The organism is Halomonas sp. THAF5a (assembly GCF_009363755.1).
GTDB lineage: Bacteria > Pseudomonadota > Gammaproteobacteria > Pseudomonadales > Halomonadaceae > Halomonas.
Window position 1 is genome coordinate 2,837,276 of record NZ_CP045417.1, and the last position, 12,788, is coordinate 2,850,063.

Here is a 12,788-nt window from a genome sequence, read left to right on the forward strand (position 1 = left end):
CGACGGGCGTCCACGCCCGCTTCCCTTCCCTCGCCCGGCCCGCCAGGCGGCGCCATATGCCGCCTGGCCAAAGAGTGGCACGCATCTTGCTCCCGGCCCTGATCGTCAATGCAACGTTGCGCACCCCCGCCCTGCGCGGGGCCGTCACGGCCATCGAGCGAGGAGCAAACGATCATGAAAATCACCATCTTCGGATCCGGTTACGTGGGCCTGGTCACCGGGGCCTGCCTGGCCGATGTCGGCCACGACGTGATGTGCGTCGACGTGGACGAGGACAAGGTCGCCCGGCTCAACGCCGGCGAGGTGCCGATCTACGAGCCCGGGCTCGAGAGCCTGATCCGCCAGAACCGCGCGGCCGGCCGGCTGCACTTCACCACCGATGCCGAGCGGGCCGTGGCCTTCGGGCTGCTGCAGTTCATCGCGGTGGGCACGCCGTCGGACGAGGACGGCAGCGCCGACCTGCGCCACGTGCTGAAGGTCGCCGAGACCATCGCCACCCACATGACCGAGTACCGCATCGTCGTCGACAAGTCGACGGTGCCGGTTGGCACCGCCAGCCGGGTGGCGCGGACCATTGCCGCCGAACTCGAGCGGCGCGGCGTCGCGCATGACTTCGATGTCTGCTCCAACCCGGAATTCCTCAAGGAGGGCGCGGCCATCGAGGACTTCTCCCGCGGCTCGCGCATCGTGGTGGGCACCGAGTCGGAGCGGGTCCGGCGCGCCATGCGCGAGTGCTACGGCCCCTACAACCGCCAGAAGGACAAGCTGATGTTCATGGGCGTGCGCAGCGCCGAGCTGACCAAGTACGCCGCCAACGCCATGCTCGCCACCAAGATCAGCTTCATCAACGAGATCGCCAACCTCTCGGAGCGCCTGGGCGCCGACATCGAGGAGGTGCGCCACGGCATCGGCAGCGACCCGCGCATCGGCTACAGCTTCATCTACCCGGGCTGCGGCTACGGCGGCTCCTGCTTCCCCAAGGACGTGAAGGCGCTGGCGCGCACCGCCGAACAGGTCGGCCACCCCGCCGAGATGGTGGCCGCCGTCGAGAGCGTCAACGCCCGCCAGAAGTCGCGGCTGTTCGAGATGCTCTGCCAGGCCTTCAACGGCGAGCTCGCCGGCAAGACCATCGCGCTGTGGGGGCTGGCCTTCAAGCCCAACACCGATGACATGCGCGAGGCCCCCAGCCGCGCGCTGATGGAGGCCCTGTGGGCCGCCGGTGCACGGGTCCAGGCCTACGACCCGGAAGCCCGCGAGGAGTGCCGCCGACTCTATGGCGAGCGCGACGACCTGGTGCTGGCCGGCCAGCGCGACCAGGCCCTGGAGGGCGCCGATGCGCTGGTGATCTGCACCGAGTGGAAGGCCTTTCGCACCGTGGACTTCGATCACCTGCGCGAAGCGCTCGCCTCGCCGGTGCTGGTCGACGGCCGCAACCTCTTCCCCCCCGAGACGGTGAAGGCGGCGGGGCTGTCCTACTACGCCATCGGCCGGGGTGACTCCGTGCGTCCCGTCCTCGCCTGAGGCCTCGCCATGTCGAAGCTCCCCGACCACACCTCCGTCGCCAGCAAGGTGACGGAGGTCACCGCCCTGCTGCTGCTGCTGGCCCTGCTGGTGCTGCTGCTCTCCGAGCTGCCGTCGGAAGTCTTCTCGCCGGCATCGAAGAGCTTCTTCTTCGCCATCGGCGCCATCGGCGCCTGGCGCTACTCCTGGTGGTTCGTCCAGGCGCTGCGCTCGGTGTGGTACAACCGGCGCATCTTCCCGCGGCTGCGCGCCGCGGCGGACGCCGCCGGCGAGGCCGCCAAGCCCAGCGAGCTGTACGTGCTGTGCACCTCGTTCCGCATCGATGCCGACGTCAGCTATCGGGTCTACGAGGCGCTGGTGCGCGAGGTCCGGGACTACGGCGTCCCGACCACCATCTTCGCCTCGCTGGCCGACCGCACCGACGTCGACATCATCACCCACGTGATGGACGAGTGCGGCTGGCCGAGCAACATCGAGCTGCGCTACATGTTCCAGAAGGGGGACGGCAAGCGCTCCGCCATGGCGGAAGTGCTGCGCGCGATCTCGCGTCGCGCCCCGGCCCCGGATGCCCTGCTGGTCTCGATGGACGGCGACATCCTGCTCGAGCCCGACACCCTCGAGCGCTCGCTGTCGTTCTTCCGCACCAACGAGGACCTGGGCGCGCTGACCACCAACAACAGTGCCATCGTCACCGGCGGCGACGTCACCAAGGAGTGGTACGACCTGCGCTACGCCCAGCGCCATCTGGTGATGAGCTCCGGCTCGGTGTCGCGCCGGCTGCTGGTGCTGACCGGCCGCTACAGCGCCTTCCGCCTCGACCTCGCCACCCAGCCGAGCTTCATCGAGCTGGTCGAGAACGACCGCGTCGACCACTGGCGCTTCGGCAACTTCAAGTTCCTCTCGGGGGACGACAAGTCGACCTGGTACTGGCTGCTCAAGAACGGCTGGCGGATGCTCTACCTGCCGGACGTCTACGTCACCGGGTTCGAGGAGCTGCCGGACCGCCGTCGCTTCTTCAAGTCGACCACCGACCTGATGCGCCGCTGGTACGGCAACATGCTGCGTACCAGCAGCCGGGCGATCGCCCTGGGGCCGCGCCCGATGGGCATGTTCACCTGGTGGAGCCTGGTCGACCAGCGCCTGTCCATGTGGACGACCCTGATCGGCCCCACGGTGGCGATCCTGGTGACCCTGTTCGTGCGGCCCTCGTTCATCTTCGCCTACGCGCTGTGGATCCTGTTCACGCGCAGCATCTCGACGCTGATCCTGGCCTGGCAACGCGGCCGCTTCAGCCTGCTGTGGATCCCGCTGATCTATTACAACCAGGTCTTCGGCGCCCTGCTCAAGACCTACGTCAGCTTCCGCTTCAACCGCCAGAAGTGGTCGCGCCAGGGGATCTCCGCCGGCGAGCCGGACGATCCAGCCGCGGTCAACCGCCAGCGTCGCATGGGTCACGTGCTGCACGGCGCCTTCATCGCGGTGATGCTCTACGTGCTGGTGCTGGCCACCGGGGTGCTGCAGCCGCCGGATCGCACCGCCATGGCCATCCTCCAGGGTCCCGCCGCCGAGGCTCAGACCGGCACGGCCAATCGCTGGATGGCGATGATCCTGGCCGACGGCTCCCCCAGCGGCAACGTCACCCTGCCGCCGGAGCGCCTGGCGCTGGACGAGGGCCTGCTGGATATCGTGGCCACCACCGAGCGCATGCGGACCGAGCGCCTCGCCGGCGCGCCCGGCGACGAGCCGACCACGCTCGAGATCAGCCCCGAACTGGCACGTCATGTCCACGACGCCAGCGGTCGCCCGCTCGACGCCGGACAGCTCGCGACCTGCCACACGCCCCAGGGCTGCGCCCTCGAACTCGACGACCGCACGGTGGCCCTCGTCGACCTGACTATCAGCGTGCAACCCGGCCGCTCCTGACCTCGCAGGACGCCGCCGGGAGGCAACCATTGGAGAGAGACTCCCCATGACCGATTACTACGCCGACCATCACGATCGAAGCGAGCCCACGCTGGGCGATCAGCGCCAGGCCACTCACGGCGACAGCGGCCGGGCCGGTCATCGCGGCCAGGGCCCCGACCAGACGCCCGGCGCCGGGATCGCCCACGAGCGCCGCGACGAGCGTCGTTACCTGCGCGTGAAGCGCACCTTCCAGGTCAAGATGGACGACGGCCAGGTGTTCGACGGCGTCGACCTCTCCCAGGGCGGCTTCGCGATCCACAGCCAGCGGCCGCTCCGCGAGGGCGCCCGGGTCCAGGCCTCGCTGCTGCTGCAGGCCGGCGGCGCCGAGATGACAGTGCCCGTGACAGCCGAGTGCCGGCACTGCACGGCCGGCGAGGCGGGCCACATCGCCGGCTTCGAGTTCACCGACATCAGCCCCGGCCACCAGGAGCTGCTGCGGCGCATCATCCGCGCCAGCCTCAGCGGTCGCGAGATGGACCTCGAGGGCATGATCGGAGGCGAGGACCCACAGACGCCCCGCAAGCGCGGCGGTGCCGGCCAGAGCCAGCCGGCCCAGCGTCCGCCCAAGCCGCTGGGCCGCTATGTGGCGCTGTTCATGGCCATCGGCGTGCTCGGCCTGGTGGCGGCGGCCACCGCCTACCGCAACTTCATGCTGATCCAGCCGAACTTCGCCGCGGTGACCGCGCCGCGCATCGACATACGCGCCCCGGGGCCGGGCATCCTGCAGGCCCATGACCTCCAGGCCGGCGACCGGGTCGAGCGCGACGCGAAGCTGACCAGCGTCAAGAACGTCGACCTCGAGTCGGACCTGATCCTGGCCCAGGCCGCACAGAGCTACAACAGCCAGCTGATCGAGAACCTGCAGGAGAACCTCGAGGCCGGCAGCGGCCAGATCAGCCTGGCCAACTCCGCCCGCCCGGCCAACGGCGAGTCGGTGAGCTTCGAGACGGTGTCGCCGGAGATCGCCCGGGCGCGCATCGACCAGTTCGAGACCGCACGCGACTTCCAGAGCTCGCGGATCACCGCGCTGGAGGCCCGCCAGTCCCAGAACGAGGTCTACAGCCCCTGCCACTGCCTGGTGGCCTGGGCCCTGAGCAGCTCCGACGGCACCTACATCAACGAGAGCGAGCGCATCATGACGCTCATCCGCACCGGCGAGAACGACATCATGGTCGAGGCCCTGGTGCACATGGACGACATCGATCGCATCGGCCCGGACCAGCAGGCCTACATCTCGCTGCCCAACACCGCCGGCCCGATCAGCGCCCGAGTGCGCAGCGTGGCGCTGGACATCGAGCGCCAGCCGCGCGCCGGCTTCCCCAGCTGGGTGCGTCAGCAGCAGAACGTGGCCAGCGTGCTGCTGGTGCCCGAAGAGCCGCTGCCGGCCGACGCCGTCGGCACCCCGGTGGACGTGCGCTTCACCGACACCCCGCTGGTCGGCAGCGCCGCCGAATGGGTGTGGCAGGGTGCCCGCTCGGTCGGCCAGCTGGTCGACGGCCTGATCGACGGCGTCACCGGCGCGGACAACGACGAGACCACCGAACGCCAGGCGAGCTGAGCCCGCGCGGCCTCTCACGAGGACACCCCGGCCGCCCGCGCGGCGGCCCCCGACCGGAGCCCGATATGTCAGCCGAACACGTCATCCCGAGAAAGCGCCCCCTGGCCCTGCTGATGCTGGCCCTGCTGCCCGGCCTGAGCGCCCCGGCCCTGGCCGAGGGCAAGGGCAAGGGGCCCGCGATCACCTCGCCGAGCGTGGCCGCCTGCTCGACCCGCTACCCGCAGGTCGCCGCCCCCTCCCCCGCCCTGCAGGCCGAGGATGCCCAGGCCGCCATCCGCGAAGGCTTCGCCACCCGGCGCGACTGGGGCACCGAGAACGCCGAGCGCCTCCCGGCCGGCGAGACCGGCCTCGATGAGGCCGGCCTGCGCATCCACTATCCCGAGGGCACCTCGTCGCCGGGCGATACCGAGACGGGCGGCGCCGGCTTCTATGCCGCCCCCGACGCCCTGGCCGGCGCCGAGCGCGCCTGCCTCCAGTACCGGGTGCGCTTCGAGCCGGGCTTCGACTTCGTCAAGGGCGGCAAGCTGCCCGGCCTGTACGGCGGCGAGGCGCCCAGCGGCGGCGAGGAGGCCGACGGCGAGAACGGCTTCTCCATGCGCTACATGTGGCGGGCCAACGGCCAGGGCGAGCTCTACGAATATGCCGTCGACCAGCACGAGGACTACGGCAAGTCGGTCGGTCGCGGCCGCTGGACCTTCCCCACCGGCCAGTGGGTGACCCTGGAGCAGGAGATCATCCTCAACGATCCCGGCCAGGAGAACGGCATGGCCCGCGTCTGGGTGGACGGCCAGCCGATCCTCGAGCAGGGCGGCATCGTCTATCGCACCAGCGAGTCGGTGACCATCGACGGCCTGATGTTCTCGACCTTCTTCGGCGGTCACGGCAAGGACTGGCGCACGCCCCGCGACCAGCACGTCGACTTCGCCGGCTTCCGCTTCCATGCTCCCCGTTCCTGATTCCGAGGACTCTCGATGTCTCTGTCTCCATCCACCCGCCCAGGCCGCGGCGCCATGCCCCGTCGCCTGCTCGCCGGCCTGTCCCTGGCCCTCTGCGGGCTGGGCGCGGGCGGGCTCTCCACGGCCCAAGCCATGACCCTCGAGGAGCGTGCCGAGCTCGACCTGTCGAACTACGAGGTGAAGGATCCCGACGCCTCCTATTTCGACGTCGAGAAGCGCATGGCGCAGCTCGAGAACACCGACAACGCGATCCTGCTGCAGGAGATCGACCAGCTGTCGACCGGCACCAGCTGCTCGCAGCTGCTGGCGTACAAGCCGATCGACACCCGCATGCGAATTCCGGGCTACTACCCGAGCCCCAAGGAGTGGGAGCTGGCCTCCGAGCCGCTGTTCCAGTTCGAGGACAACGTCTCGCACCTGGCCGGCAGCTACGTGGCCACCGGCGATGACTACTACGCCGAATGCCTGGTGCGCTTCCTCGACAAGTGGTCGCAGGACGAGGCGCTGACCAACTTCTACTACGACTCCATGGAGCCCCAGGCCTGGTTCGCCACCGAATCGATGATCTTCGCCGCGGCCATGGCCTACTCGGTGGTGCGCCCCGAGCTCGAGGGCATGCAGGAGGAGCGCGAGCGGATCGAGGACTGGCTCAACGACCTGGCCCATCAGCACTCCGACATCCAGGGCCAGCCCGGCAACAGCTGCTGCAACAACCACTTCTACCGTCGCGCCCTCTACGGCACCATGGTCGGCGTGCTGACCGAGGACAACGAGCTGTTCCGCTTCGGCGTCAGCGCCATCTACTCGGCGCTGCACGACATCACCGAGGAAGGCGCGCTGCCGATGGAGATCGCCCGTGGACGCCGCGCCACCCACTATCAGAACTACGCGCTGCTCTACCTGATCACCAACATGCAGGTCATCGCACGCCAGGGCTACGACATCTTCGACCTGGAGGTCGAGGGCAACACCATCCACGACGCCGTCGACTTCGCCCTGGAGATCTTCGCGGATCCCGCCGCGCTGGGCGACATGGCGCCCCACGAGCAGTACACCGGCTTCCTCAAGGACAACCAGTACTTCGCCTGGATGGAGATCTATCAGGACCGCTACCACGACTCGCGGATCGCCGACTTCATCCGCCGACAGCGTCCCATCTACAACCGCAGCGCCGGCGGCTACATGACGCTCTACTTCATGGACCCCGACGCCCAGCAGAACATCGTCATGGATGAAACCCAGCGCGAGGACGCCGCGTTCAAGGGCCTGAGCGAGCAGTGAACGCTCGCCCCGACGTTCATCCATCACTTCGAGGCAGACCGACATCATGATCCAGACTCCCCGCGACACCTCACCCACTCGGCAGCCGGCACGGCTGAAGCTGGCCGTCTCGGCCACCCTGGTGGCCTGGCTCGGCGGCTGTGCCTCTACCCCGCAGCCCGACGCCCATGTCACCGCGCCCGTGCCGCCGCAGTACGCGGACTGGTTCGACGGCGGCCAGCCGCGCACCCTGGAATGGATGCACAAGAACACCGTGGACAAGGCCCACCAGCTGCTCGAGCAGGGCCGCAGCCAGCAGGCCATCGCCGAGCTCGAGACGCTGATGCAGAAGGGGTTGCCCAAGGGCTACTACGAGATGGCCAAGATCTTCGATCAGGGCCTGGGCGTGCCCGCCGACCCGGCGCGCGCGGCACGGCTCTATTCCGAGGCCGTCAAGACACCCTCCTACATCACCGGCAACGCCTCGCTGAACCTGGCCAAGCTCTATCGCGAGGGTCGCGGCGTCGAGCGCAACGACGTGCTCGCCTACTACCTGATCCAGCAGGCCATCGAGGAAGAGGTCGGCCCCCGGGCCCAGGCCGCCCTGGCCGAGCTGCTCGTCGAGGGCGGCGACGGCGTCAAGGCCGACCCCGAACAGGCCGCCGCGCTCTACCGGCGCGCCGCCGAGGCCGACAACACGGCCGCCCTCGAGGCCCTGGCCAAGGCCCACGGTCCCGGCGGCTGGCTCGCCGAAGACCGCGGCCTTTCCAGCCAGCACGCCCAGCGCTACGCCGAGCTGCTGGAGCAGGACGCCCGCGCCGGCGACGTCGGCGCGATGAATCAGCTGGCCGGCCTGTTCGCCGAGGACGGCCTGATGGGTCCCCAGCCCCAGCGCCACATGCACTGGCTGAACAAGGCCGCCGAGGCCGGCGATCCCGGCGCCTTGAGTCGGGCCGGCCGCTCGCTGGTGGAAGGCAATGCGCCCCAGCGGGGCCTGGCGATGCTGGAGCAGGCCGCGCTGGACGGTGATACCTCGGCCATGGAAACGCTGGGCAAGCTGATGCTGGAAGGCAACGCCAACGTGCCCGCCAGCCCGGAACGTGCCCAGCACTGGCTGAGCGCGGCGATCGCCCAGGGCTCGACGGATGCCCAGGTCACCCTGGGCCGCGCCCTGCTCGACGGCGACGGACTGCCCGCCAACCCGCGCCGCGGCCTCGAGCTGCTCAAGAAGGCCGCCGAACAGGACGACGCCCTGGCGCTGTCGCTGCTCGGTGCCCACTACCTCGACGATGAGGGCCATGCCAGCCAGCCGCTGCTGGCGCGCGACTACCTGGAGCGCGCCCACGAGCTGGGCCATCCCTACGCCACCCAGCAGCTGGGGCAGATGTACCTGGAAGGCAAGGGGGTGCGAGCCGACGGCCAGCGCGCCGAGGCGCTGCTGAAGGAGGCCGCCGACCAGGGCCAGACCGCCGCCCTGCGCATGCTCGGCGAGGCCTACCTGGAAGGCGAGGTACTGCCCTACCATCCGTCGAGGGCCGAGGAGCTGCTGACGCAGGCCGCCGACGCCGGCGACGCCTCCGCCAAGACGGCACTGGGCGCGGGCTATCTCGAGGGCACGCTCCAGCAGCGCCAACCCTCACGGGGCATCGCCCTGCTGCAGGAGGCCGCCCGAGAGGGCGACGCCTACGCGATGGTGGTGCTGGGCCGCGCCTACCGCAAGGGCGACGGCGTGCCCCGCGACCTGGGCAAGGCCAGCGAGTGGCTGAACCGCGCCCGGGAGGCCGGTCACGACTCGGCCGAGGACGCCCTGTCACGGCTGCGCTACGACCAGGGCAAGGCCGGCAACATCAATGCCCTGGTGGAGGCCGCGGAGGACGGTCACCCCGGCTCCATGGCACGGCTCGGCGAGGCCTTCCTCAACGGCCGCGGCGTGCAGCAGAACCTGAACACCGCGCGCGCCTGGCTGCAGCGCGCCGCCAACGAGGGCCACCCCGGCGCCGCGGCCGATCTGGGGCGGATGTATCTCGAGGGCAAGGGGGTGGCGCGTGACCCCGCCCGCGGCGCCCGCTACCTGCAGCAGGCCGTCGGCGGCGGCCACGTGGGTGCCCGCGGCGATCTGGGCGAGCTGCTGCTCACCGGCGAGGGCCTGAGCGCCGACCCCGAGCGCGGCATGCGCCTGCTCGAGCAGGCCGCCGCCCGCGGCAACAGCGGCGCCCGGCTGGCCCTCGCCGACGCCCTGCTCGAGGGCGAGCACGTCGCCCGGGACACCCGGCGCGGCATCGAGCTGCTGCGCGAGTCCGCCGAGGCCGGCGACGACTATGCCGCCCAGCGCCTCGGCGCCGCCTACCTTGAGGGCAAGGGCGTCGAGCCCGATCCGCAGCAGGCCGAGACCTGGCTCACCCAGGCCAGCGAGGCCGGCAGCCTCTCGGCGCGCACGCTGCTCGGCACCGCGCTGCTGCGCGGGGAAGGCGGCATGAGCGTCGACGCCGCGCGCGGACGCCGCCTGCTCGAGCAGGCCGCCGAGCAGGGCCACGCCGGCGCCCAGGCCACCCTCGGCCGGGAGCTGCTGCGCGGCGAGACCGTCGGCCAGGACCTCCGCCAGGGCGCCGATTACCTGCTGGAGGCCGCGCGCCAGGGCCACGAGACCGCGCGCCTGGCCCTGGCCAAGGCCTACCTGACCGCCAACGGGCTGGAGAACGCCAACCGCGAGCAGGCGCTGCTGTGGCTCGACGAGGTGATGGACGGCAACGGCGAGATGGCCGCCCAGACGCTGCACGACCTGCTGTCCGACGAGGACGCCATGCAGGCGCTGCAGGTGGCATCGGCCGAAAGCTGATGCCGATCGGCCTCTCATGCCGAGAGGCCACACACGACGACGGGCCGGCAGTTTCCTGCCGGCCCGTCGTCGTTCGGGGGAAGGCCCGAGGGCCTACCCGCCGCGGCGCTTATGCAGCGAAGGGGTTAGCCACCGAAGGGATTGCGAAGCACGATGGTCTCGTTGCGATCCGGACCGGTGGAGATGATGTCGATGGAGGTCCCGACCTTCTCCTCGAGGAAGCTGATGTAGGCGCGGGCGTTGGCCGGCAGGTCCTCGACGCGCTTGACGCCCAGGGTCGACTCGCTCCAGCCCGGCAGGTCCTCGTAGACCGGCTCGATGGCTTCATAGCCTTCGGAGTCGATCGGGGTGTCGAGCACCTCGCCATCCTTGCTGCGATAGCCGACGCAGACGCGGATGTTCTCCAGGCCGTCGAGCACGTCGAGCTTGGTCAGGCAGATGCCGGAGACCGAGTTGATCTGCACCGCGTGGCGCAGCGCCACGGCATCGAACCAGCCGCAGCGACGCGCGCGCCCGGTGGTGGCGCCGAACTCGTGCCCCTTCTCCGCCAGGTGGCGGCCGTGGTCGTCGAACAGCTCGGTCGGGAAGGGACCGGAGCCGACGCGGGTGGTGTAGGCCTTGGTGATGCCCAGCACGTAGTCCAGGTAGAGCGGCCCCACGCCGGAACCGGTGGCGGTACCGCCGGCGGTGGTGTTGGAGCTGGTCACGTAGGGATAGGTGCCGTGATCGATGTCGAGCAGCGAGCCCTGGGCGCCCTCGAAGAGGATGTTATCCCCCGCGCGACGCATGTCGTGGACCAGAGAGACGGCGTCGCAGACCATCGGGCGCAGCTCTTCGGCCATGGCCATGGCCTCGTCGAAGACCTGCTGGAAGTCCACCGGCTCCTCGCGGTGGTACTCCTTGAGCACGAAGTTGTGGTACTGCAGCACCTCGCCGAGCTTGGAGGCGAAGCGCTCGCGGTGCAGCATGTCGCCCAGGCGCAGGCCGCGACGCGCGACCTTGTCCTCGTAGGCCGGGCCGATGCCGCGACCGGTGGTGCCGATCTTGGCGATGCCGCGATCCTTCTCGCGGGCCTGGTCCAGGCGCACGTGATAGGGCAGGATCAGCGGGCAGGCCGGCGACAGGCGCAGGCGCTCGCGCACCGGCACGCCCTTGTCCTCGAGCTCGCGGATCTCCTTCATCAGCGCCTCGGGCGACAGCACCACGCCGTTGCCGATCACGCAGAGCTTGTCCTCGCGCAGGATCCCCGAGGGGATCAGGTGCAGGACGGTCTTCTCGCCGTCGATCACCAGGGTGTGCCCGGCGTTGTGACCGCCCTGGAAGCGCACCACCGCGGACGCGGATTCGGTGAGCAGGTCGACCACCTTGCCCTTGCCTTCGTCACCCCACTGGGTGCCCAGTACGACTACATTCTTGCCCATTGTGCTCTCGTCTCTCGTTGCGGCACCGCGCCCTTGAAAAGGCCCAGGGCCTTGGTCATTGACCGCTGGCCCTCAGGCGCGGTCCTGTTGGGTCTCGAGGAAGCGTGGCTCCCAGCGACCGTCGATACGCTCCAGCCGGCGGTCGCAGCGGTGCTCTGCCGGGCCCGTGCGCTGTCCGGGCAGCGCCTGGACGACCCGCTCGCCCTGCTGGCGCAGCGCCTGCAGGGCGTCGGCGAGCCCCTCCCCCTCGGCCGGCGCCCAGATGCCGTCGGGCACGGGCTCGCCGGAGGCCAGGGTGGCCAGCAGCTTGAGGTCCATCGAGAAGCCGGTGGCCGGCCGGGCGCGGCCGAAGGCCCGGCCGGTGTCGTCGTAGCGCCCGCCCTTGGCCAGTGCCTGGCCGTAGTGGGGCACGTAGGCGGCGAACATCATGCCGGTGTGGTACTGATAGCCGCGCAGCTCGGCCAGGTCGAAGTAGGGCTCGACCCCCGGGTACTCGGCGAGCACGCCGTCGACCAGGGCCCGCAGCTGCTCCAGGGCGGCCCCCACGGGCTGCGGCGCCTCCTCGAAGGCCTCGAGGGCGGCATCCAGCACCTCGCGCCCGCCGTGCAGGTCGCCCAGGGCCAGGAACATCGCCGCCAGCCCCGGGTCCCGCACGCTCTCCTCGACCCGTGCCGCGAGCTCGCCCGGCGACTTCAGCGCCAGGGCATCGAACAGCGCCCGCTCCTGGTCGGCATCGAGGCCGGCGGCCTCGACCAGGCTGCGATAGATGCCGATGTGACCCAGCGCCAGGTGGATCTCCGTGGCGCCGGCCGTCTCGAGGCTGGCCAGCGCCAGGCGCAGGATCTCCAGGTCGGCCTCGAGGCCGGCATGACCGAAAAGTTCCACGCCGACCTGCACCGGGCTGCGGCCGCCCTGGTACTGGTCGGCCTTGGCCCGCAGCACATTGGTGCAGTAGCAGAGCCGCACCGGCCCCTGGCGACGCAGGGAGTGGGCGTCCATGCGCGCGACCTGGGGCGTGACGTCGGCGCTGACGCCCATCAGGCGGCCGGTCATCTGATCGGTGAGCTTGAAGGTCTGCAGATCGAGGTCGGTCCCGGTGCCGGTCAGCAGGGAGTCCAGGAACTCCACCGGGGGGGGCATCACCTGATCGTAGCCCCAGCGGTGATAGAGGTCGAGCAGCGCGCGGCGCAGCTCCTCCATGCGACTGGCCTGGGGCGGCAGTACCTCGTCCATGCCGTCGGGGAGCAGCCAGCGGTCAGCGATGGTCATGT

Annotated in this window: 8 protein-coding genes; 6 read left to right on the forward strand and 2 right to left on the reverse strand. The window is 70.4% G+C overall.

Annotated features, from left to right (window positions below; all coding sequences use genetic code 11):
* Positions 1 to 174 precede the first annotated feature (174 nt).
* From FIU83_RS12905 to FIU83_RS12930, 6 genes are all read left to right on the forward strand, one after another.
* A complete protein-coding gene (locus FIU83_RS12905; RefSeq protein WP_152484418.1) occupies positions 175 to 1,521 on the forward strand; it encodes a UDP-glucose/GDP-mannose dehydrogenase family protein in 1,347 nt (448 codons plus the stop codon).
* Positions 1,522 to 1,530: 9 nt separating this feature from the next.
* Positions 1,531 to 3,444 carry a glycosyltransferase gene (locus tag FIU83_RS12910; protein ID WP_152484419.1) on the forward strand — a complete coding sequence of 638 codons (1,914 nt, stop codon included), beginning with the start codon at positions 1,531 to 1,533 and terminating at the stop codon, positions 3,442 to 3,444.
* Between the two features lie 46 nt (positions 3,445 to 3,490).
* Positions 3,491 to 5,044: a PilZ domain-containing protein gene (locus tag FIU83_RS12915; RefSeq protein ID WP_152484420.1), complete on the forward strand. Its 1,554-nt coding sequence runs from the start codon at positions 3,491 to 3,493 to the stop codon at positions 5,042 to 5,044.
* 65 nt (positions 5,045 to 5,109) lie between these two features.
* On the forward strand, positions 5,110 to 6,000 hold the full coding sequence (locus FIU83_RS12920) for a polysaccharide lyase (protein ID WP_152484421.1): 891 nt from the start codon (positions 5,110 to 5,112) through the stop codon (positions 5,998 to 6,000).
* Between the two features lie 54 nt (positions 6,001 to 6,054).
* Entirely contained in the window at positions 6,055 to 7,281 is a 1,227-nt protein-coding gene (locus tag FIU83_RS12925) for an alginate lyase family protein (RefSeq protein ID WP_152484422.1), read from the forward strand.
* Between the two features lie 46 nt (positions 7,282 to 7,327).
* On the forward strand, positions 7,328 to 10,096 hold the full coding sequence (locus tag FIU83_RS12930; protein WP_152484423.1) for a tetratricopeptide repeat protein: 2,769 nt from the start codon (positions 7,328 to 7,330) through the stop codon (positions 10,094 to 10,096).
* Positions 10,097 to 10,221: 125 nt separating this feature from the next.
* Here the strand turns inward: FIU83_RS12930 and FIU83_RS12935 are convergent, their stop codons facing one another.
* Positions 10,222 to 11,517 carry an adenylosuccinate synthase gene (locus tag FIU83_RS12935; protein ID WP_152484424.1) on the reverse strand — a complete coding sequence of 432 codons (1,296 nt, stop codon included), beginning with the start codon at positions 11,515 to 11,517 and terminating at the stop codon, positions 10,222 to 10,224.
* A gap of 72 nt (positions 11,518 to 11,589) precedes the next feature.
* On the reverse strand, positions 11,590 to 12,786 hold the full coding sequence (locus tag FIU83_RS12940; protein WP_152484425.1) for an ATP phosphoribosyltransferase regulatory subunit: 1,197 nt from the start codon (positions 12,784 to 12,786) through the stop codon (positions 11,590 to 11,592).
* Positions 12,787 to 12,788 lie beyond the last annotated feature (2 nt).

Excerpts from the sequence above, each read along its gene's own strand:
- FIU83_RS12905 (WP_152484418.1), top strand. The coding sequence starts at position 175 with ATGAAAATCACCATCTTCGGATCCGGTTACGTGGGCCTGGTCACCGGG.
- FIU83_RS12910 (WP_152484419.1), top strand. The coding sequence starts at position 1,531 with ATGTCGAAGCTCCCCGACCACACCTCCGTCGCCAGCAAGGTGACGGAG.
- FIU83_RS12915 (WP_152484420.1), top strand. The coding sequence starts at position 3,491 with ATGACCGATTACTACGCCGACCATCACGATCGAAGCGAGCCCACGCTG.
- FIU83_RS12920 (WP_152484421.1), top strand. The coding sequence starts at position 5,110 with ATGTCAGCCGAACACGTCATCCCGAGAAAGCGCCCCCTGGCCCTGCTG.
- FIU83_RS12925 (WP_152484422.1), top strand. The coding sequence starts at position 6,055 with ATGCCCCGTCGCCTGCTCGCCGGCCTGTCCCTGGCCCTCTGCGGGCTG.
- FIU83_RS12930 (WP_152484423.1), top strand. The coding sequence starts at position 7,328 with ATGATCCAGACTCCCCGCGACACCTCACCCACTCGGCAGCCGGCACGG.
- FIU83_RS12935 (WP_152484424.1), bottom strand. The coding sequence starts at position 11,517 with ATGGGCAAGAATGTAGTCGTACTGGGCACCCAGTGGGGTGACGAAGGC.
- FIU83_RS12940 (WP_152484425.1), bottom strand. The coding sequence starts at position 12,786 with ATGACCATCGCTGACCGCTGGCTGCTCCCCGACGGCATGGACGAGGTA.